At 66.7% G+C, this 20,311-nt stretch carries 19 protein-coding genes and 1 tRNA gene; 15 read left to right on the forward strand and 5 right to left on the reverse strand.

Features of this window, described 5'->3' with window-relative positions:
- Positions 1 to 2: 2 nt before the first annotated feature.
- From AC1DDH_RS15785 to AC1DDH_RS15795, 3 genes are read right to left on the reverse strand one after another with little or no spacing between them, the layout of a single operon-like run.
- A complete protein-coding gene (locus AC1DDH_RS15785) occupies positions 3 to 1,061 on the reverse strand; it encodes an NADH-quinone oxidoreductase subunit B family protein (protein ID WP_476850398.1) in 1,059 nt (352 codons plus the stop codon).
- 55 nt (positions 1,062 to 1,116) lie between these two features.
- Positions 1,117 to 2,079, reverse strand: a complete 963-nt coding sequence (gene hypB, locus AC1DDH_RS15790) for a hydrogenase nickel incorporation protein HypB (RefSeq protein ID WP_476955788.1) — start codon at positions 2,077 to 2,079, stop codon at positions 1,117 to 1,119.
- A 2-nt stretch (positions 2,080 to 2,081) separates the two neighbouring features.
- Positions 2,082 to 2,411 (reverse strand): hydrogenase maturation nickel metallochaperone HypA/HybF, encoded by a 330-nt coding sequence (locus tag AC1DDH_RS15795; RefSeq protein WP_028275916.1) that lies wholly within the window; start codon positions 2,409 to 2,411, stop codon positions 2,082 to 2,084.
- A gap of 356 nt (positions 2,412 to 2,767) precedes the next feature.
- Between AC1DDH_RS15795 and AC1DDH_RS15800 the strand changes: the two genes are divergently transcribed.
- The 9 genes from AC1DDH_RS15800 (at position 2,768) to AC1DDH_RS15840 (ending at position 11,036) form a co-directional block, all read left to right on the forward strand.
- Positions 2,768 to 3,667, forward strand: a complete 900-nt coding sequence (locus tag AC1DDH_RS15800; RefSeq protein WP_018772307.1) for a ParA family protein — start codon at positions 2,768 to 2,770, stop codon at positions 3,665 to 3,667.
- A gap of 44 nt (positions 3,668 to 3,711) precedes the next feature.
- Positions 3,712 to 4,590: a segregation and condensation protein A gene (locus AC1DDH_RS15805; protein WP_476887844.1), complete on the forward strand. Its 879-nt coding sequence runs from the start codon at positions 3,712 to 3,714 to the stop codon at positions 4,588 to 4,590.
- A gap of 62 nt (positions 4,591 to 4,652) precedes the next feature.
- Positions 4,653 to 5,261 carry an SMC-Scp complex subunit ScpB gene (gene scpB, locus AC1DDH_RS15810; RefSeq protein ID WP_156945075.1) on the forward strand — a complete coding sequence of 203 codons (609 nt, stop codon included), beginning with the start codon at positions 4,653 to 4,655 and terminating at the stop codon, positions 5,259 to 5,261.
- 110 nt (positions 5,262 to 5,371) lie between these two features.
- Positions 5,372 to 6,655: a pseudouridine synthase gene (locus AC1DDH_RS15815; protein WP_476955789.1), complete on the forward strand. Its 1,284-nt coding sequence runs from the start codon at positions 5,372 to 5,374 to the stop codon at positions 6,653 to 6,655.
- Between the two features lie 2 nt (positions 6,656 to 6,657).
- Positions 6,658 to 7,767, forward strand: coding sequence for a prephenate dehydrogenase (locus AC1DDH_RS15820; RefSeq protein WP_476955790.1), 1,110 nt, complete (start codon positions 6,658 to 6,660; stop codon positions 7,765 to 7,767).
- Positions 7,767 to 8,510 carry a (d)CMP kinase gene (gene cmk, locus AC1DDH_RS15825; protein WP_476955791.1) on the forward strand — a complete coding sequence of 248 codons (744 nt, stop codon included), beginning with the start codon at positions 7,767 to 7,769 and terminating at the stop codon, positions 8,508 to 8,510. Before AC1DDH_RS15820 ends, cmk begins: the two co-directional genes overlap by 1 nt.
- Before the next feature lie 73 nt (positions 8,511 to 8,583).
- Positions 8,584 to 9,264, forward strand: coding sequence for a lysophospholipid acyltransferase family protein (locus AC1DDH_RS15830; protein ID WP_476955792.1), 681 nt, complete (start codon positions 8,584 to 8,586; stop codon positions 9,262 to 9,264).
- Complete coding sequence (gene der, locus AC1DDH_RS15835) at positions 9,261 to 10,811, forward strand: ribosome biogenesis GTPase Der (protein WP_028275909.1); 1,551 nt, start codon at positions 9,261 to 9,263, stop codon at positions 10,809 to 10,811. Before AC1DDH_RS15830 ends, der begins: the two co-directional genes overlap by 4 nt.
- 148 nt (positions 10,812 to 10,959) lie before the next feature.
- Positions 10,960 to 11,036: transfer RNA gene (locus AC1DDH_RS15840), tRNA-Pro, on the forward strand.
- Between the two features lie 101 nt (positions 11,037 to 11,137).
- Here AC1DDH_RS15840 and AC1DDH_RS15845 read toward each other — a convergent pair.
- Positions 11,138 to 12,007 carry an Fpg/Nei family DNA glycosylase gene (locus tag AC1DDH_RS15845; RefSeq protein WP_476955793.1) on the reverse strand — a complete coding sequence of 290 codons (870 nt, stop codon included), beginning with the start codon at positions 12,005 to 12,007 and terminating at the stop codon, positions 11,138 to 11,140.
- Between the two features lie 195 nt (positions 12,008 to 12,202).
- Between AC1DDH_RS15845 and gcvH the strand changes: the two genes are divergently transcribed.
- The 5 genes from gcvH to AC1DDH_RS15870 all read left to right on the forward strand — a co-directional run bounded on the left by gcvH (position 12,203) and on the right by AC1DDH_RS15870 (position 15,417).
- Entirely contained in the window at positions 12,203 to 12,589 is a 387-nt protein-coding gene (gene gcvH, locus AC1DDH_RS15850) for a glycine cleavage system protein GcvH (RefSeq protein ID WP_079553886.1), read from the forward strand.
- Positions 12,590 to 12,749: 160 nt separating this feature from the next.
- A complete protein-coding gene (locus tag AC1DDH_RS15855; RefSeq protein ID WP_028275906.1) occupies positions 12,750 to 13,226 on the forward strand; it encodes an FHA domain-containing protein in 477 nt (158 codons plus the stop codon).
- Positions 13,227 to 13,243: 17 nt separating this feature from the next.
- A complete protein-coding gene (gene ftsR, locus AC1DDH_RS15860; RefSeq protein WP_026266235.1) occupies positions 13,244 to 13,966 on the forward strand; it encodes a transcriptional regulator FtsR in 723 nt (240 codons plus the stop codon).
- A complete protein-coding gene (locus AC1DDH_RS15865) occupies positions 13,966 to 14,469 on the forward strand; it encodes a bifunctional nuclease family protein (RefSeq protein WP_230009361.1) in 504 nt (167 codons plus the stop codon). The genes ftsR and AC1DDH_RS15865 overlap by 1 nt, the downstream gene beginning before the upstream one ends.
- A gap of 351 nt (positions 14,470 to 14,820) precedes the next feature.
- Entirely contained in the window at positions 14,821 to 15,417 is a 597-nt protein-coding gene (locus tag AC1DDH_RS15870; protein ID WP_028275903.1) for a MerR family transcriptional regulator, read from the forward strand.
- A 130-nt stretch (positions 15,418 to 15,547) separates the two neighbouring features.
- Here the strand turns inward: AC1DDH_RS15870 and AC1DDH_RS15875 are convergent, their stop codons facing one another.
- The gene (locus tag AC1DDH_RS15875; RefSeq protein WP_476857893.1) at positions 15,548 to 16,429 is read right to left on the reverse strand and encodes a ParA family protein; all 882 of its coding nucleotides are present in this window, start codon (positions 16,427 to 16,429) and stop codon (positions 15,548 to 15,550) included.
- 317 nt (positions 16,430 to 16,746) lie between these two features.
- On the opposite strand from AC1DDH_RS15875, the gene AC1DDH_RS15880 reads away from it, so the two are divergent.
- Entirely contained in the window at positions 16,747 to 20,142 is a 3,396-nt protein-coding gene (locus AC1DDH_RS15880; RefSeq protein ID WP_476955794.1) for a pyruvate carboxylase, read from the forward strand.
- The last annotated feature ends 169 nt before the right edge of the window (positions 20,143 to 20,311 follow it).

Genomic DNA, 20,311 nt, shown 5'->3' on the forward strand with positions numbered 1-20,311 from the left:
CCCTACCAGGTCCGCTTGGCGCCGGTCAGCAGATCATTACCGGGTTTGCGCCAGCGGGGTTCCTGGTCCAGCGTGTGCTTCGTGATGTTCCGCAGTGTCCTGATGGTCTTGCCGTACGGCATGATCGAGGCGGTCGACAGCTTGCCGCCGGGAGGTTCGTCCATGAACGGCATGAATTTGTCCGGGAAGCCCGGCATTGTGCAGCCGATGCAGATGCCGCCCACGTTGGGGCAGCCGCCGATTCCGTTCATCCAGCCGCGTTTGGGCACGTTGCACTTGACCACCGGCCCCCAGCAGCCGAGCTTGACAATGCACTTCGGGGACCCGTATTCGGTGGCGAAGTCGCCCTGTTCGTAGTATCCCGCGCGGTCGCATCCCTCGTGCACCGTCTGGCCAAACAGCCAGGTCGGCCGGAGCGCCTCATCCAGGGGAATCATGGGGGCCTGTCCGGTGGCCTGATACAGCAGGTACGTCATGGTTTCGGAAAGGTTGTCCGGCTGGATGGGGCAGCCCGGGACGCACACGATCGGGATCCCGGCTTTGGAGCGCCAGTCATACCCGAGATAGTCGGGCACCCCCATGGCGCCGGTGGGGTTTCCGGCCATGGCATGGATGCCGCCGTAGGTCGCACAGGTCCCGGCGGCGATGATCGCCGTCGCCTTGGGCGCCAGCCGGTCCAGCCACTCGCTGGTGGTGATCGGCTGTCCGGTGTCGAGGTTGTTGCCGAAGGCCGCCCAGTAGCCGCCCGCGGCGTGCAGCTTTTCATTCGGGATGGACCCCTCCACCACCAGCACAAACGGCTCCAGCTCGCCGCGGTCCGCCTTGCGGAACCACTCGAGGAAGTCGTCGGCGCCTTGCTGCGGGCCGCATTCGAAGTCGATCAGCGGCCAGTGCATGGCAATCTTGGGTAGTCCGGGAAGCGCCCCAAGGGCTATCTCCTCGACGCTTGGCTGGGTTGCCGCCGTCAGGGCCACGGAGTCACCGTCGCAACTGAGTCCGGCATTGATCCACAGGACGTGGATCAAGGTTTCTTCCGCTTTCAATGCAGTAGCTGTAGGCATCGTTGCCTCCTTCGGAGCCCGCCCTGTGGCCGCGGCTCGAATGTTGCGTCAAACGTCAAACGCGTAGTCCGCCAGAGCGCGGCGCACTCCCGGCGGCAGCCGCCGCCGGGTGGGGATTCTTCCGGATCCACTCCAGCCAGCCGTCCATGCCGTCGCCGGTGGTAGCTGACAGGGTCAGGACGTCGACGCCGGGATTCAGCAGGCGCGCCTGGCGCACGCAACGCTCGACGTCGAACTCCACATAGGGGAGCAGGTCTGCTTTGTTGATGATCACCAGGTCGGCAGCCAGGAACATGTGGGGGTATTTCTGCGGTTTGTCATCGCCCTCCGTAACTGAGATCACGACGACCCGGGCCGATTCGCCGAGGTCGAACAATGCGGGGCACACAAGGTTGCCCACGTTTTCGATGAAGAGTGTCGATCCGGGGACCGGATCCAGCGCGCCCAGCGCCCGCTGCAGCATCCCGGCATCCAGGTGGCAGCCTGCCCCGGTGTTGATTTGGATCACCGGCCGCCCGGTGGACCGGATACGGTCGGCGTCCAGCGAGGTCTCCTGGTCCCCTTCGATCACACCAATGTCCAGCTCACCGGCAAGTTCCCTGATGGTCCGGACCAGGAGCGTGGTCTTGCCGGCCCCTGGGGAACTCATGACATTGAAGGCCTGGATGCCGCGTCCTTCCAGCCAACCCCGGTTCCGTGCGGCCAGGAGGTCGTTCTTGGCGAGCAGGTTCTCCTCCAGGGAGATGAGGGTCCGTCCCTCCGCCGCGGGACTGTGCCCGGCGTCGGCTGTCCCGGGGGATTGGGGATGCTGATGGCCGTGATCGTGATCGTGATCGTGATCGTGATCGTGATCGTGATCGTGGGGATGGCCGTGATCGTGATCGTGGGGATGGCCGTGATCGTGCGGATGCGGATGTTCGTGCGGGGCCGCAGCAGCGGGCAAGATGTCGTGCACAGTGCCGTCGAGGTCCGAAACTCTGGTGCCGGCGTCGTCGCCGCATCCGCACGTCGCACACATGTCTACGCAACCTCCACCGAGGTGACCAGGAGCTCCCGGCCACTGACGACTTCGACATCGGCACTGCCACAGGGGCAGAGCAGAAACATGTCCTCAAGGACGAACTCGTCGCGGCAGCTGCGGCATCTGGCCCGGCCCTCGGATTCATCGATCGTCAGGGTTGCCCCGGCCAGCGGCGTGTCAGCTGAAACGACTTCGAAGCAAAAGCGCACGGCGTCCGGGAGGACGCCGCTCAAGGGTCCGATCCGCAGGTTGACGCCCGTCACGGAGCGGCCACCGGTCCGGTCCAGGACCGCCTCTACAAGACTTTGCGTGATCGAAAGTTCGTGCATGAGCCGCTGCCACCTCGTCGTTTCAATGTAGGCCTGCGGGGTACAAACTTCAATATCTCCGGGGCCGCCGGAGCGCGGGCCCGCCTGCCTGTTTCAGCCCCTCGCTGCGCGCCTGCGGGCGTCCCCTCGGCGTCCCCCCGGGCGTGCCTGCCGGCACGCCCGGGCCGCCGTGACAGCCCGGTAGCAACCTTCGACTTCAACCCGAACGTCAAGGCACAGCCTCCGGCGCAGTGTCAAGGTCCGGCGAATACCGTGTCGGGCGCTGTAACCTTGGGAGGAACGCGCTGGGCTCCGGGAGCCCGGAGGCGGCAAAATGAAGCACGACAATCACCGTCATCGAAAGTGTGGATAGATACGTGAGCAGCGAACAGGGTTCAGCAACTCTGGAAGGCACCGAACTCGATCTGGAAGACGCCGTCATGGGCCCCACCGGGCGGCCCCAACGCGACTTTCCGGAGCCCGCGCCGCTGTCCTCCCACGGTCCTGCGCGGGTCATCGCCATGGTGAACCAGAAGGGCGGGGTGGGCAAAACCACGTCCACGATCAACCTCGCCGCCGCCCTGGCCGAATATGGCCGCCGCGTGCTCCTGGTCGACTTCGATCCGCAGGGTGCCCTGTCCGCCGGCCTGGGCACCAATCCTCACGAGCTCGACCTCACCGTGTACAACGTGCTGATGGACCGCAAGGTGGACATCCGCGACGCCATCCAGAAGACCGGCGTGGAAAACGTGGATCTGCTCCCGGCCAACATCGACCTCTCCGCCGCCGAGGTGCAGCTGGTCAATGAAGTGGCCCGCGAACAGGTGCTGGACCGGGCCTTGAAAAAGGTCGAGGACGACTACGACGTCGTCCTGATCGATTGCCAGCCCTCGCTCGGCCTGCTCACCGTCAACGCGCTGACCGCCGCCCATGGGGTCATCATCCCGCTGATCTGTGAATTCTTTGCCCTGCGCGCCGTGGCGCTGCTCGTGGAAACCATCGACAAGGTCCAGGACCGCCTCAACCCGCGCCTGCAGGTCGACGGCGTGCTCGCCACGATGTACGACGCCCGGACCCTGCACGGCCGCGAGGTAATCGCCCGCCTCGTGGAGGCCTTTGGCGACAAGGTCTTCGAAACCGTCATCAAGCGCTCGATCAAATTTGCCGACGCCACGGTCGCGGCCGAGCCCATCACAACCTACGCGGGCAACCACGTCGGTGCCGACGCCTACCGCCGCCTGGCCAAAGAGCTGATCTCGCGCGGCGGCGCGCCCTAGCCAGGGTCGTGGCAGGCGCCTTTTCTCCGCCAGCGAATCTCGACATGCCTGCGGAGCTCGACACACGCGCGGAATCCGCGCGGGCCGCGCGGCCGGAGGACCCAGCAGAACAGGGCGTCAAAAAGCCCGGATTCGAAGTGCGGCTGGCCAACTTCACCGGCCCGTTCGATCTCCTGCTCGGCCTGATCTCCAAGCACCAGCTGGACATCACCGAGGTGGCGCTGTCCACGGTCACTGACGAATTCATCAAGTACATCAGGGGCCTGCAGCAGCTGGGGGAGGAGTGGGCCCTGGATGAGGCCAGCGAATTCCTGGTGATTGCGGCCACCCTCCTGGACCTCAAGGCGGCCCGGCTGCTGCCCGCGGGCGAGGTTGAGGACGATGAGGACATTGCCCTGCTGGAGGCCCGGGACCTCCTGTTCGCCCGGCTGCTGCAGTACAAGGCGTTCAAGCAGGTGGCCGGCATGATCGGCTCCACACTCGAGCTTGAGGCCCGGCGCTATCCCCGGCAGGTTGCCCTTGAGGGACACTTCGCTGCCCTGCTTCCGGAACTGCTGTGGCGGCACACCCCTGCCCAGTTCGCCTCCCTGGCCGAGGCGGCCCTCAAACCCAAGGAGGCAGCCCCCACCGAAGTAGGCCTCGAACACCTGCACGGCGCGCCCGTCAGCGTCAAGGAACAGGCCGAGCTGCTGGGGAACCGGCTGCGGCTGGGCACGCCGCTGAGCTTCCGGGCCCTGATCGCCGACGCCGAATCCACGCTGGTGGTGGTGGCGCGGTTCCTGGCGTTGCTGGAGCTGTTCCGCGACCGGGCAGTGGGCTTTGACCAGCTGCTGCCGCTGGGGGAACTGACGGTGCACTGGACGGCCGATACCCAGGGGTGGAGCAGCGAAAACCTGAGTGAAGAATACGAGGACCAACCGTGAACGAACGACTCCCTGACGCTGCCCGCGAGGCCGGGCCGGACGCCGGGCCGGACGTCGCGAGCCTGCCTGGGGGCGCCCGCGCGGCCCTCGAAGCGGTCCTGATGGTGATCGACGAACCGGCCACGGCCCAGGCCCTGGCAGCCGGGCTGAACCTGACGGTCGACGTCGTCGAGACCCTGCTGGCTGAACTGCAGCGGGAGTATAACGGTTATACTGTTAATGCCCCGGATGTGGACGATGCCAGTTTGAACGGCTTCAGCGCCACCGCCCGGGGTTTTGAATTGCGGAATATCGCCGGAGGCTGGCGGATCTATTCCCGCGCTGAATTCGCCGAGATCGTTGGGGAATTCGTGCTGGAAGGACAGACGGCCAGGCTGACGCAGGCGGCGCTCGAAACGCTCGCCGTCATCGCTTACCGCCAGCCCGTATCTAGGGCGCGGGTGTCTGCAATTCGAGGAGTCAACGTTGACTCTGTCGTGCGGACGCTGACGCAGCGGGGGCTGATCGAGGATTCGGGAACCGATCCTGAATCCGGAGCAATCCTGTACCGCACGACGTCGTATTTCCTGGAGCGAATGGGAATCGGCTCGGTGGCGGAATTGCCACAGCTTTCACCCCACCTTCCGGGGCTTGAAGGCATCGAAGAGTTTTACGACGCTGGAAGAATGTAGGCAGGAACAACTGCCTGCGCACGAGTATCCACTAGGGCAGAATCATTTTGCCCAGTCGGCGGGTGTTGTCGGGAGACAGCGGCCGTCGGCCAACAAACGAAGGACGGGTCATGACACAGGCGGGACGCCAGGGTTCACCACGTAACAGTTCGGGACGTAACAGTGCCGGACAAAACTCAGCGCAAGGCTCAGGCCGCGGCGCACAGGGCGGTTCGGGCCGCAGCGGCGGAGCCGACTACAAGGGCGGCGCAGGCCGCAGCTCCCAGGGCGGCGCAGGCCGCAGCGGCGGAGCCGGCTACAAGGGCGGCGGAGACCGCCCCTTCAAGCACCCCAAGCCTCGCGAAGAGGCCTTCATCGATCCGGACCTGCAGGGTCCGGACGGCGCGCCGTCGGCCGCCCGCCCGGCTTCCGCTGACTGGAAGTCGAAAGCGCCTTCCGGCAAGGAGGCCGCCCGCAAGGCAGCAGCCCGCAAGCCCGGCTTCGGCAAGGCCCCCGGCACTCCCGGCGCCCTCAAACCCAAGCCGCGCGTCGGCGCCGGAGCGGCCAAGGCCACCGGTTCCCGCGTCTTCGGCAGTGAACGCTTCGGCCAGAACCTCGGGCCCGTGCGCAAGCCGGCCCGCAAGCGCGGACCCCGAGCCGAGGTGCCGCAGTCTGAGCTGCACGACGCCGACGGCACCCGCCTCCAGAAGGTCATGGCTTCCGCCGGCGTCGCCTCACGGCGGGTCTGCGAGGAAATGATCGCCGAGGGCCGCGTCGAGGTCGACGGCCAGGTGGTCACCGAACTCGGCGTGCGCGTCGACCCGAAGACGGCAGTGATCCACGTCGACGGACTGCGCATCCAGCTGGACGAGAACATGGTCTACATGGTCTTCAACAAGCCCAAGGGCGTTGTCTCCACCATGGAGGACCCGGACGGCCGCCCGTGCATCAGCGACTTTGTCCGCAACCACCACGGCGAACGCCTCTTCCACGTGGGCCGGCTTGACGTCGCCACCGAAGGGCTGCTGCTGCTGACGAACGACGGCGAGCTCGCCAACCGCCTGACGCACCCGTCCTATGAAGTGCCCAAAACCTACCTCGTGCAGGTCCGCGGGCCCTTCCCGCAGGGCGTGGGCGCCGAACTCAAGGGCGGCGTCGAACTCGAGGACGGCATCGCCTCGGTGGACTCCTTCAAGCTCGTCGACTCGACCCCGGGCCACGTGCTGATCGAGGTCGTGCTGCACTCGGGCAAGAACCGGATCGTCCGGCGCTTGTTCGACGCCGTCGGCTTCCCCGTGCTGCGCCTGGTGCGCGTCAAGGTCGGCCCCATCGGGCTCGGCGACCAGCGCCAGGGCAGCATCCGCAACCTCGGCAAGCAGGAAGTCGGCCACCTGCTGGCCTCCGTGGGGCTGTAAGCATGTCCGCCTTCCGCACGCACGGCCGCGGCCACCTGAACGGCCCGGTGCTCGTCCTGGGCTCCGGGCTACTGGGCACCAGCATCGGGCTGGGGCTGCGGGGGCGGGGCGTCCCTGTGTTCCTCTCGGATCCCTCACCGACCAACCAGGCCGTCGCCGTCGACATCGGCGCCGGCCTGCCGCTGGCGCGCCTCGAGGGGGAGGCGCCGGAGCTCGTCGTCGTGGCCGCGCCGCCGGATGTCACGGCGGACGTCGTGGCCAAGGCGCTCCAGGACTACCCGCACGCCGTCGTAGTGGACATCGCGAGCGTGAAGGCGCAGATCCTGGCCGATCTCCGTAGCCGCGGTGCGGACCTGGGCCGCTACGTGGGGACCCACCCCATGGCCGGGCGCGAGAAATCGGGCCCGGTCTCGGCCCGGGGCGAGCTGTTCACCTCCATGCCGTGGGTCGTGTGCCCGACGGAGGAGACACTGCCGGAGTCCCTGCGGGTGGCGCGTGCGCTGGCCGGCGATCTCGGCGCCGTCGTGTCCGAATTCGCTGCCGACGAGCACGATGCAGCCGTGGCGCTCGTCTCACACCTGCCGCAGGTGATGTCCTCGCTCGTGGCCAGCCGCCTGCAGGGCACGCCCCTGCACGCCCTGTCCCTGGCCGGCAACGGGCTGAGGGATGTCACCCGGATCGCCGCAAGCGATCCCACGCTCTGGGTCCAGATCCTTGGCGCGAACGCGGAAAAGGTGGTGGAGATCCTGCACGGAGTCCGCGAGGACCTCAACCGGCTGATCGGCACCCTGGAAGCACCGGCCGCTCCCGGCGCCAGGCTGGACCTTGCCCAGCTGATCAGCGAAGGCAATGCCGGCCAGTCCCGGATCCCGGGCAAGCACGGCGGACCCCCGCAGGCATACTCGTGGCTGACGGTGCTGGTGGATGACACACCCGGACAGATCGCCAAGCTGCTGACCGAGATTGGCGAGATCGGCGTCAACGTCGAAGACCTCCGCCTCGACCACTCTTCGGGGCAGAATGTGGGCATGGTGGAAATTTCCGTCCTGCCCAACAAGCACGACCTTTTGATAGCAGCCCTCAACGACCGTGGATGGCGGGTACTCCAGTAATGACCCAGGAACTCATCGAGACAGTGGACGTAGTCCGCCCCGGAAAAAGCCTTGTGGTTGCCATCGACGGCCCCTCCGGCTCCGGCAAATCCAGCGTGAGCAAAGAGGTGGCCCGCCGGCTGAAACTGGCCTACCTCGACACCGGCGCGATGTACCGCGCCCTGACGTGGTTCTGCCTGCAGAGCGGCACGGACCTGGACGACGGGGCCGCCGTCGAGACCGCCGCAGAGACCCTGCCGCTTGAAATCAGCACCAGCCCGCAGGAAGAGTACGTCCGCGTCGGCGGGCACGATGTCACTCTCGCCATCCGGGAACCCGCCATTTCAGCGGCAGTCAGCGCCGTCGCCACCACCCTGGGCGCGCGGACTGAACTGATCCGCCGGCAGCGCGAGCTGATCGAAAAGCACCACCACCGCATGGTGGTCGAAGGCCGGGACATCACCACCGTCGTCGCGCCCCATGCCGAGGTGCGGATGTTGCTGACCGCCAGCGAGGAAGCCCGGCTGCGCCGCCGCGGCATCCAGCTCGGCGGCAGCCAGAATGCCGAGCAGCTGGCAGCCCAGGTCACGCACCGCGATGCCAAGGACTCCACCGTAGTGAACTTCACCACGGCCGCCGACGGCGTCGTGACCCTGGACTCCTCCGACCTGGACTTTGACGAGACGGTCCAGGCCGCACTCGACATCGTGGACACCGTGGTCAACCACTCTCCTGTTCCGCTCCGGGCCGTCCACGGTGACTGAGGGGCGCGCCGGACTGCCGGGGACAGCGCCCGCCTCCCTGCCCGGTCAGTGGACGACGGCGTGGAGCCGGCCCGTGGGCTGGCTCCTGGACCACCTCGTCTACCGCACCTCGGTCAGCGGACGCTCCAACGTCCCCGCGGCCGGTCCCGTGATCTTCGCGGGAAACCACATCAGCTTCCTGGACGGGCCCGTCATGTTCGGCGCCTCGCCCCGGCCCATGCACATCCTCGTCAAGCAGGAGATGTTCAGCGGGTTCCTCGGCCGCGTCCTGGCCGCGTCGGGCCAGTTGCCCGTCGACCGCCGCGGTGGCCGTGCGGCGCTGGCCACGGCCCGGAGCCTGCTCGACGCCGGACGGTGCGTCGGGATTCTTCCCGAAGGCACCCGGGGGAGCGGTGAGGCCGCCGCGATCAACAACGGCGTCGCCTGGCTGGCGCTTAACTCCCGCGCCACCGTGGTCCCCGTGGCCATCCTGGGCACAAGAATCGGCGGCGAACACCTGGACACCGTGCCCGCACCGCGCCGGCGCCTGCATGTCAGCTTCGGCGGGGCCATCAACGTCAGCCGCAGGCCCGGCGAGACCGGGCGTGTTTCAATGGACAGGGCGGGAACCGAAATCCGGGCCGCATTAGCGCGCCATGTCCAGGACTCAGTACTAAGAACCGGGCAGCCCCTGCCCCACGCGGAATCACCGCATGAACGTCATGAAGAAGTAGCCGGGACGCCGGCAGATCACCACCTAAGGAAAGTGCAATGAGCGATACGACTCAAACCTCCGGCAATTTTGGCGCCGGCGAAGACGAATACACGCCCACCGGCACCGACCAGGTGGCTGAAAACCTTGCCGCCCTGGACGATGACGAAGCGGAACTCCGCGCGGCCTCGCTGCGTGCCGGGCTGGACGACTACGAGCTCGACGAAGACGACGCCGCGCTGCTGAGCGGCCACTTCGACGACGAGGACTTTGACGGCCCGGTCAAGCTGGACCCGGTCCTCGCCATCATCGGACGGCCCAACGTGGGAAAATCCACCCTGGTCAACAGGATCCTGGGCCGCCGCGAGGCCGTGGTCGAGGACACCCCCGGCGTCACCCGCGACCGTGTCATGTACTCGGCAAACTGGAACGGCCGCAACTTCACCGTGGTGGACACCGGCGGGTGGGAGCACGATGCCCGCGGCATCCACGCCCGTGTGGCGGAGCAGGCCGAGATGGCCGTGGAACTTGCCGACGCCGTCCTGTTCGTCGTCGACTCCGCCGTGGGCGCGACCGCGACCGACGAAGGCGTCATGAAGATGCTGCGCAAGTCGAAGAAGCCGGTCATCATGGTGGCCAACAAGGTGGACGACTTCGCCCAGGAAGCCGACTCGGCCACCCTCTGGGGCCTGGGCTTCGGCGAACCGTACCCCGTCTCGGCCTTGCACGGCCGCGGCGTGGCGGACCTCCTGGACCACGTCATGGACACCCTCCCGGAGTACTCACTGATTGAGGGCCTCGAGCGCTCCGGCGGACCCCGCCGCATCGCCCTGATCGGCCGCCCGAACGTCGGCAAGTCCTCGCTGCTGAACAAGCTCGCCGGTTCCGAGCGTGTGGTGGTGGACAACACCGCCGGCACCACCCGCGACCCGGTCGATGAATTCATCGAACTCGGCGGACGCACGTGGCGCTTCGTGGACACCGCCGGCATCCGGCGCCGCCAGCACATGGCCCAGGGCGCGGACTTCTACGCTTCCCTGCGCACGCAGAGCGCCCTCGAAAAGGCCGAGGTCGCCGTCGTGCTCCTGGCCGTGGACGAGGTGCTCAGCGAGCAGGACGTCCGCATCCTGCAGCTTGCCGTTGAATCCGGCCGCGCCCTGGTGCTGGCCTTCAACAAATGGGACCTCCTCGACGACGAGCGCCGCCGCTACCTGGAACGCGAAATCGAGCAGGACCTGGCACACGTGGCCTGGGCGCCGCGCGTGAACATCTCGGCCAAGACCGGCTGGCACAAGGACCGGCTCGTCCCGGCCCTGGACACCGCCCTGGAAAGCTGGGACAAGCGCATCCCCACCGGACGCCTCAACGCGTTCCTGGGCGAACTTGTCGCAGCGCACCCGCACCCGGTCCGCGGCGGCAAGCAGCCCCGCATCCTGTTCGGCACCCAGGCCTCGAGCCGGCCGCCGAAGTTCGTGCTCTTCACCACCGGATTCCTGGATCCGGGATACCGCCGCTTCATCACTCGACGCCTCCGGGAGACCTTCGGCTTCGAGGGCACGCCGATTGAGGTCAACATGCGCGTGCGCGAAAAGCGTGGCAAGAAACGTTAATTCCGACACACCTTGCCGGGACAGCCTGAAATTGTCACAGGCACCCTCCCGGATCGTGTAAGCTTTTGGAGGTGGTTCGGCCGGACTGCTTGGAAGAAAACCTGGAGCGAATCCGGGAAGACTTCCGGGCGGAGAACGGTGGAACCAGCGGGCTGTAGCGCAGCTTGGTAGCGCACTTGACTGGGGGTCAAGGGGTCGCAGGTTCAAATCCTGTCAGCCCGACCAACAGCTGAAACCCCGCCATTCCTGATGAAGGAATGGCGGGGTTTTCTGTTTCCCGGACACATCCGCTCCGTGGTGTTCCCAGGAAGGTCCGCGGTGATCCGCTATTTCAGGAAGCGGGACGTCCGGCGGTCGGCCAGGATCTTTCCTTTGGTCTGGCACGTCGGGCAGTACTGCAGGGCGGAATCGGCAAAGGAAACCTCCCGGACCGTGTCCCCGCACACCGGACACGGTTCGCCGGTCCGGCCGTGGACCCGCATGTGGCTCCGCTTGGTGTCCTTGAGCTCGTTGGGCGGCTTGCCCTTGGCCTCCGCCACCGCCGTTCCCAGAATGGTGTGGATGGCGTCGTAGAGGTGCTGCACGTGCGTCCGGTCCAGCGACCTGGCGATCGCGAACGGCGAAGTCCTGGCGGCGTGCAGGATCTCGTCACTGTACGCGTTCCCAATCCCGGCGATGATGCCCTGGCTCCTCAGGACGCCCTTGATCTGCTGGGAACTGGAGCCGAGAATCCCGGCCAGGGCATCGACGTCGAAGTCCGGACTGAACGGATCCGGTCCGAGCGCCGCGATGCCGGGCACGTCATGCGGATCCCGGACCACATAGACCGCCAGGCTCTTTTTCGTGCCCGCTTCGGTCAGGTCCATGCCCACCGGGCCGGAATCGGTGGAGAACGTCAGCCGCAGCGCGATGTGGCCCTTCCCCATTTTCAGCTGGGCGTCGGTGGGGGAGTCCGTGAAGCGGACCCAGCCGGCCCGGGCGAGGTGGAAGACAAAATGCAGCCCGTCCGCTTCCAGGCTGACAAACTTGCCGAACCTTTGCACGCCGCTGACGGCCTTGCCCTGGAGGTCGGAGTAGGGAGGGTCTGCCGTCTTGAGCACGGCGAAGGAGACCGGCTGGATTTTCCGCACCATTGCTCCGCGCAGGTGCTCGTCCAGAAAGTCCGTCAGGGCCGCAACTTCAGGAAGCTCAGGCACGGCCTAGCCCTCACGTGTCCGGACGGTCCCGGCACCCCGGTTGTTCACATTCCCGCCCTTCAGCGGAGCATGTTCTGCCATGGCACCATCTTCGCAGATGCCTCCCCGGCCCCTGCCCGATGTGCCTATACTTTCAGCGGCGGCTAGAACAAACGACTGCCGCCGCCAGGTGATTGACCCGATGAAAGGCCCGTCATGAGCATCATTCCCGAAGACCTGTCCTACACCGCAGAACACGAATGGGTTTCGGCCCCCAACGCCGACGGGGTTGTGCGCGTGGGCATCACTGATTTTGCCCAGGACGCCCTCGGGGATGTCGTCTACGCCCAGATGCCCGAGGTCGGGACCACCATCAAGGCCAACGACGTCGTCGGCGAGGTCGAATCCACCAAGAGCGTCAGTGACATTTACGCCCCGGTGACGGGCGAGGTGGTCGCCAGGAACGAGTCGCTGGACACCGATTCCGCCCTTATCAACTCCGATCCGTACGGTGAAGGCTGGCTGATCGAAATCAAGCTCGCGGAAGCCGACGCGGTCGAGTCCTTGCTCAGTGCATCCGAGTATGAACAGCAGGTAGGCTAAAGACAGAGGTCATTCGGGCCGGGGCCGCCGGCGAGTGTTGTTGGGATAACAAAACAAGGCCGCGCCCCGCCGAAGGGCCTCATTACCGGGACTGCAAGGCTTTTCCGGACGGCATGCGTTGTTTGCAGGGGGGACACCTGCAACGAATGAGGAGGACTCAATGTTTGGGCACGAACGGAACGACACCGGTGACGGTTACGGCACGGGTGGAGTGAAGGCTTCGGAGACCACGTCGATCAACCTCACTCCGGTGCGCGACGAACCCAATTTCACGCCGAAGCTTTCGACTGAGGAACGGGCAGCGGTTGAGGCCCTTCCCTTCGGATCGGCCCTGCTCGTCGCGCACAGCGGCCCCAACGCCGGTGCGCGGTTCCTGCTGGACTCCGACGTCACCACGGCGGGCCGCCACCCGGACGCCGACATCTTCCTCGACGACGTCACTGTTTCGCGCAGGCACGTCGAATTCCGCCGTACTGCGCGCAGCTTTGAGGTTGTGGACACCGGGAGCCTGAACGGCACCTACGTCAACCACGACCGCGTGGACTCGGTGGAACTGAAGTCCGGCAACGAGGTCCAGATCGGCAAATTCCGCCTCACCTTCTACCTCAGCCCTGCCCGCGCAGCAGGCAACGTCTGATTCCGGGGTAGTTGCCTGTGGCCACGGCACATGCGGATCGGCGCGGACCCCAGGTTCTGAACATCGGGGAAGTCCTGGCTCAACTGAGCGACGACTTCCCCAGCATGACTGCGTCAAAAATCCGGTTCCTTGAAGAAAAGGGACTCATCAACCCGCAGCGGACACCTGCCGGCTACCGTCAGTACTCCGAGAACGACGTCGAACGGCTGCGCTTCGTCCTCTCACTCCAGCGTGACCAGTACCTGCCGCTGAAGGTCATCAAGGACTACCTGGATGCGATCGACCGGGGCGAACGGCCGGAGAACCTGCCGGCAGGCGTCACGTTGTCCCCGCGGATTGTCTCCGAGGAGCTCGCCTCCGAGCTGCAGAGCCGGGCACGCAGGCTCAGCGAGGAGCAGCTGCGCGCCGAATCCGGGGCGAGCGTCCCGCTGCTGGAATCGCTCCTGAGCTACGGCCTGATCGGGCACGTCAACGGCAAATTCGACGAACACGCGCTGCAGGTCGCGCGGGCCTGCGTCCAGCTGGAGAGCCATGGCCTGGAACCCCGCCACCTGCGGCCCTTCCAGGCGGCTGCCGACCGCGAATTCGGGCTCGTGGAGCGTGCTGTGGCCACCCTGACCTCCCGCAAGGACGCAGCCTCCCACGCCCGCGCCGCCGAGGCGGCCCGGGAAATCAGCGACCTCTGCCTGTCCTTGCACCAGGCGCTGGTCCACGACCGCATCTCAAGGATGGACATCTGATGATTGAGGTGGAGATTGTCGGCGTGCGGATCGAGTTGCCGTCCAACCAGCCGCTTGTCCTGCTCAAGGAAATCCATGGTGAGCGCCACGTGCCCATCTGGATCGGGACCCCGGAGGCCAGCGCCATCGCCCTGGCCCAGCAGGGGGTCATCCCGCCCCGGCCGATGACCCACGACCTCCTGGTGGACGTTGTCGAGGCCCTGGGCCACACGATCGTCAGCGTCAACATCGTGGCGGTGGAGGACAACATCTTCTACGGGCAGCTGCAGTTCGAGAACGGCACCACCGTGAGCTCCCGGGCCTCCGATGGGTTGGCCGTTGCCCTGCGCGCCAAGTGCCGGATCTGGTGCGCCGACGCCGTCATGGACGAGGCCGGCGTCCGGATCACCGAACACGACGAGGGCGAGGACACGCACCCCGGACCCGCCGTGGACGAGGAAGTCGAACTGCGGCGCTTCCGCGAGTTCCTCGACGACGTCGAACCCGAAGACTTCGGCGGCTGAGCCGGCCCAGGCAACCGGCGCCAGGGAACCTGCCGCGATTGCGGGCGTGCCTGTGACTGCTGGTGTTTCTGATACGTGCGTGACAGCTGTGGCGGCACCAAACGTTAAAGTCGAGGATGAAACTTTCGACACGCCCTTGGAATAGCCCCAACGTCTTTGACCTTGGGCCCCGGCAGGCCTAACGTCGAAGGTACAAGTTCCCATTGCATACGGTAGCCGCGCAAGTCACACTGGAAGGTGCAGTCCGGCTGAATTACACGGATGAAATATTCATCCGGTGTCATGCAGCTGTTCACATCTATTGCTGCCGATGCAACAAACCCAGGGGAACCCACGACAAGGAGGGTCCACGTGAGTCCGAAAGGCGAAGCAGGCGAGCTGAAGCAGGCCTCAACGGCCGGCGTTGCTGTGCCCGCCAGCGGTGCCCAAGGCCTGCTGTTCACCGAGGATCTCCCCGTTCTGGACGAGGACGCGGGCTACCGCGGACCCACCGCCTGCAAGGCGGCCGGCATTACCTACCGCCAACTCGATTATTGGGCGCGCACCGGACTCGTTGAGCCCGCCGTCCGCGGTGCGGCCGGCTCCGGCTCGCAGCGGCTCTACGGCTTCCGCGACATTCTGGTGCTCAAGGTGGTCAAACGGCTCCTGGACACGGGCGTCTCCCTGCAACAGATCCGCACCGCCGTGGAACACCTGCGCGAGCGCGGCGTCGAGGACCTCGCCCAAATCACGCTCATGAGCGACGGCGCCAGCGTCTACGAGTGCACATCGGCAGATGAAGTCATCGATCTCGTCCAGGGCGGCCAGGGGGTGTTCGGCATCGCCGTCGGCCGCGTATGGCGCGAAGTTGAAGGAAGCCTCGCAGCTCTTCCCAGCGAACACGCCGCGGACCAGTCCTTTCCCGACGACGAGCTGAGCAAACGCCGGGCGGCCCGCAAGATCGGCTAGCGCCCGCAGCTGCAAACGTGACTGAGCACAGCAACGACTGAGCACAGAAACTGAGTACAACAAGATGAGGCCGCCTCCCGGACAGGGAAGGCGGCCTCATTTCTGTTGGGCTGTGTACGGCAGTCCGGGGCTACCGAAGGCTGCGGTCTCGGACAGCGCCGGCCGGGGCCACGCCGCCCTGGTTCAGCAGGTTCTGCAGCAGGGCATCGAAGAGCCCGGCCGCATTCTTGGCCGAGTCGCCGGGCCAGTGGTGGATGGAGTGGGCGGCGCCCTGGATCTGCTGCCAGTTGGCCTGCTCCGGGATATGCGGGCTCAACAGCAGTTGGCCGAACATGGATTCCATCTCCGAGAGCCGGAACGTGTGCTCGGCCGAACTGCTGCGCACCCGGTTGGCCACGATGCCGGCAGGGGACAGCTTGGGGGCGAATTCCTGCCGGAAGAGCTGGATGGCGCGCATGGTGCGTTCCGTGCCGGCCACCGAGAAAAGCCCGGGCTCGGCTACCAGGGTCACCTTGTCGCTTGCGGACCACGCCATCCGGGTCAGGCCGTTCAGTGACGGGGGGCAATCGACCAGGACGAGTTCGTAGTTCGTGGCGCCTGCCAGGACCGTGGAAAGCCGGCGAAGGTCGCGGCGGCCCAGGTCGGGGCGGTCGTAGATGCCGGTATAGGCAGAGCCGACGGCCACGTCCAGGACGGAGGTTGCCGCGCCGGACTGAATCCTGCCGTTGGCACTGCCGTTGGCGTTGCTACGGCCGTTGATCCGGGCGTGTTCCACCCAGCCGCTGGGGACCACGTTGTCCGCCAGATGTGCCCGCCGCGGCGACCTCAGCATCCTGCCGATATCGAGCTGATCGTCCGGACTCACGCCCAGGGCCGTGCTGGCGTCGGCATGCGGGTCAAGGTCGACGACGAGGGTGGGGATTCCGGCGGCCAATGCCGCCGACGCCAGTCCGGTGGTCACGGATGTCTTGCCGACACCGCCTTTGAGGCTGCTGATGCTCACTACTTGCACTTGAAAAACCAATACCTAACGCCGGTTGCCGAGACGGGGTCGTGCCGGCTCCTGCGTTCTTCGGAGCCGGGGCGTGCATGCGCCACCCACCCACTCATCATATGTTGATGCTCCGGCGAAACCCGTTTCATCCGGCGTGGGGCGCCAGAACCTCGCCAATCGGACGGACGGGGAAAGCTCTAAGGCCAAGGCCCTGCCCATCGCGGCGTCCGTGACGGATAATGCTGTGACAGTCGCCACAATGATTTGTGTTTGCCCGCACAGGTCCTAGACACTGTGAGCACTTACCGATACGCCCGCGATGAAGCAGGAGAAGTATGTTTTCTAAGATTCTGGTGGCCAACCGCGGCGAAATCGCGATTCGCGCCTTCCGCGCGAGCTACGAGCTGGGTGCCAAGACTGTCGCTGTGTTTCCCCATGAGGACCGCAACTCCATTCACCGCCAGAAGGCCGATGAGGCGTATCTGATCGGCGAGGAGGGACATCCGGTCCGGGCATACCTGGACGTTGATGAGGTGGTGCGCGTAGCCAAGGAGTCCGGGGCGGACGCCATTTACCCCGGTTACGGTTTCCTCTCCGAGAACCCGCGCCTGGCGCGGGCTGCGAAGGCGGCCGGCATCACCTTCGTCGGCCCGCCGGCCGAGGTCCTGGAACTCGCCGGTAATAAGGTTGCCGCCCTCGAGGCCGCGCGCAAGGCCGGCGTCCCGGTCCTCAAGTCCAGCCAGCCGTCGAAGGACCTGGACGAACTGATCGCCGCCGCGGATGAAATCGGCTTCCCCATTTTTGCCAAGGCCGTCGCCGGCGGCGGCGGGCGCGGCATGCGCCGCGTGGACACCCGCGAGGCGCTCCCGGAGGCCCTGCAGGCCGCCATGCGCGAAGCCGACACCGCGTTCGGCGACCCCACCATGTTCCTGGAGCAGGCCGTCCTGCGCCCGCGCCACATCGAGGTCCAGATCCTGGCCGACGCGGAGGGCAACGTGATGCACCTCTTCGAGCGTGACTGTTCCATCCAACGCCGCCACCAGAAGGTCATCGAGATCGCCCCGGCGCCGAACCTGGACGAAGGCATCCGGCAGGCGCTGTACCGCGACGCCGTGAAGTTCGCGAAAGCGCTGAACTACGTCAACGCCGGTACCGTCGAATTCCTTGTCGACACGGTGGGTGAGCGGGCCGGCCAGCACGTATTCATCGAAATGAACCCCCGGATCCAGGTCGAGCACACGGTGACCGAGGAAGTCACCGACGTCGATCTCGTCCAGGCGCAGCTGCGCATCGCCGCCGGTGAGAGCCTCGCGGACCTGGGCCTGTCCCAGGAGAGCGTCCAGCTCAAGGGTGCCGCCCTGCAGTGCCGCATCACCACGGAGGACCCGGCCAACGGCTTCCGGCCCGACGTCGGCAAGATCACCGGCTACCGCTCGGCCGGCGGCGCAGGCGTCCGGCTTGACGGCGGCACCGTCTACTCGGGCGCGGAGATCAGCCCGCACTTCGACTCCATGCTGGTCAAGCTGACCTGCCGCGGCCGCAACTACCCGGCCGCCGTCGCCCGGGCCCGCCGCGCCCTCGCCGAGTTCCGCATCCGCGGCGTGTCCACCAACATCTCCTTCCTGCAGGCGGTCCTGGACGATCCCGACTTCGTCGCCGGGGATGTGGCCACCTCGTTCATTGACGAACGGCCCCAGCTGCTGAAGGCACGGGTCTCGGCCGACCGCGGCACCAAGCTGCTGACCTGGCTTGCCGACGTCACTGTCAACAAGCCCAACGGCGAACTCAAGGTCCACACGGACCCGGCGGACAAGCTTCCGGCCCTGGATGACGCAGCGGCCCGGCCAGGGTCCCGCCAGCGTCTCCAGGAACTCGGCCCGGAAGGGTTTGCCCGTGCCCTGCGCGCGCAGGACGCCGTGGCCGTCACGGACACCACGTTCCGCGACGCGCACCAGTCCCTGCTCGCCACCCGGGTGCGCACCCGGGACCTCGTGGCGGCTGGTCCCGCAGAATCCAAGCTGCTCCCCGAGCTGCTCTCGGTCGAGGCCTGGGGCGGGGCCACCTACGACGTCGCCCTGCGCTTCCTCGGCGAAGACCCCTGGGACCGGCTTGCCGCCCTGCGCAAGGCCATGCCGAACCTGTGCCTGCAGATGCTGCTCCGCGGCCGCAACACCGTCGGCTACACGCCCTACCCGGAAGAGGTCACGGTGGCGTTCGTCAACGAGGCCGCCGCCACGGGCATCGACATTTTCCGGATCTTCGACGCCCTCAACGACGTCAACCAGATGGCCCCGGCCATCCGGGCCGTCCGTGAGACCGGTACCGCCGTCGCCGAGGTTGCCCTCTGCTACACCGCGGACATGCTGGACCCGGAGGAAACGCTCTACACCCTGGATTACTACCTGGAGCTGGCGCAGAAAATCGTCGACGCCGGGGCGCACATCCTGGCGATCAAGGACATGGCTGGACTTCTGCGTCCGGCTGCCGCGGCACGCCTGGTCTCGGCGCTCCGGGAGCGGTTCGACCTCCCCGTCCACCTGCACACCCACGACACCGCCGGCGGCCAGCTAGCCACGCTCCTCGCGGCCGTGGATGCCGGCGTGGACGCTGTGGACGTGGCCTCGGCCTCCCTGGCCGGAACCACCAGCCAGCCCTCGGCATCGGCCCTCGTCGCCGCGCTGGCCCACACGCCGCGCGACACCGGCCTCAGCCTGGCGAACGTCTGCGCCCTCGAGCCTTACTGGGAGGCCGTCCGCCGGGTCTACGCGCCGTTCGAGTCCGGACTGCCGGGGCCCACGGGCCGGGTCTACCAGCACGAAATTCCGGGCGGCCAGCTCTCCAACCTGCGCCAGCAGGCGATGGCGCTTGGCCTGGGCGAGCGTTTCGAGGCGATCGAGGACATGTACACCGCGGCGGACCGGATCCTCGGCCGGCTGGTCAAGGTGACCCCGTCGTCCAAGGTGGTGGGCGACCTCGCCCTGCACCTGGTGGGCCTCAACGCCGATCCGGAAGACTTCAACGAGAACCCGCAAAAGTACGACGTCCCGGATTCCGTGATCGGCTTCCTTTCCGGCGAGCTCGGTGACCCGCCCGGCGGCTGGCCTGAGCCCTTCCGGACGAAGGCGCTGCAGGGCCGCACCGTCAAGGTCCGCGACGTCGAGATCAGCGCCGAGGACAGCGCCGCGCTCAACGGCGATTCCAAGACCCGGCGGGGCACGCTCAACCGCCTGCTCTTCGCCGGTCCCACGAAGGATTACCAGAAGAGCGTGGAGGCCTACGGCAACCTTTCGGTACTGGACACGCGGGACTACCTTTTCGGGCTGCAGCGCGGCGCGGAGCACGAGATCGAACTCGAGAAGGGCGTCCGGCTGATCGCCTCGCTCGAGGCTGTCTCCGAGCCGGACGAGAAGGGCATGCGCACGGTCATGTGCACGCTCAACGGCCAGTCCCGGCCCGTGGTGGTCCGCGACCGTTCAGTGGTGAGCAACGTCAAGGCCGCCGAACGCGCCGACACCTCCCAGCCGGGCCAGGTTGCCTCGCCGTTCGCCGGTGCCGTCACGCTGACTGTCAAGGCCGGGGACACCGTCAAGGCCGGCGACACGGTGGCCACGATCGAGGCCATGAAGATGGAGGCGTCCATCACGACGCCGGTGGCCGGCACCGTCGCGCGGCTCGCCGTCGCCGGAATCGAACAGGTCCAGGGCGGGGATCTGCTGCTCGTAGTCGAATAGCGGCAGCGCGGCAACACCGCACCCCATCAACACACAAGGGTCCTTCCGGCTTCCGCCGGAAGGACCCTTGTGTTTCTGCCGAACATTGCCTCCCGAACAAAAGCAACGCGGGGTCAGATACGGCCCATCAGGGGGCGCCGGATGGGCCGTATCTGACCCCGCGTTGCTC

The organism is Arthrobacter sp. 10T425, from assembly GCF_056393985.1.

Coding starts and splice junctions, on each gene's coding strand:
- AC1DDH_RS15785 (WP_476850398.1), bottom strand. CDS start 1,061: ATGCCTACAGCTACTGCATTGAAAGCGGAAGAAACCTTGATCCACGTC.
- hypB (WP_476955788.1), bottom strand. CDS start 2,079: ATGTGTGCGACGTGCGGATGCGGCGACGACGCCGGCACCAGAGTTTCG.
- AC1DDH_RS15795 (WP_028275916.1), bottom strand. CDS start 2,411: ATGCACGAACTTTCGATCACGCAAAGTCTTGTAGAGGCGGTCCTGGAC.
- AC1DDH_RS15805 (WP_476887844.1), top strand. CDS start 3,712: ATGCCTGCGGAGCTCGACACACGCGCGGAATCCGCGCGGGCCGCGCGG.
- AC1DDH_RS15815 (WP_476955789.1), top strand. CDS start 5,372: ATGACACAGGCGGGACGCCAGGGTTCACCACGTAACAGTTCGGGACGT.
- AC1DDH_RS15820 (WP_476955790.1), top strand. CDS start 6,658: ATGTCCGCCTTCCGCACGCACGGCCGCGGCCACCTGAACGGCCCGGTG.
- cmk (WP_476955791.1), top strand. CDS start 7,767: ATGACCCAGGAACTCATCGAGACAGTGGACGTAGTCCGCCCCGGAAAA.
- der (WP_028275909.1), top strand. CDS start 9,261: ATGAGCGATACGACTCAAACCTCCGGCAATTTTGGCGCCGGCGAAGAC.
- gcvH (WP_079553886.1), top strand. CDS start 12,203: ATGAGCATCATTCCCGAAGACCTGTCCTACACCGCAGAACACGAATGG.
- AC1DDH_RS15855 (WP_028275906.1), top strand. CDS start 12,750: ATGTTTGGGCACGAACGGAACGACACCGGTGACGGTTACGGCACGGGT.
- AC1DDH_RS15865 (WP_230009361.1), top strand. CDS start 13,966: ATGATTGAGGTGGAGATTGTCGGCGTGCGGATCGAGTTGCCGTCCAAC.
- AC1DDH_RS15880 (WP_476955794.1), top strand. CDS start 16,747: ATGTTTTCTAAGATTCTGGTGGCCAACCGCGGCGAAATCGCGATTCGC.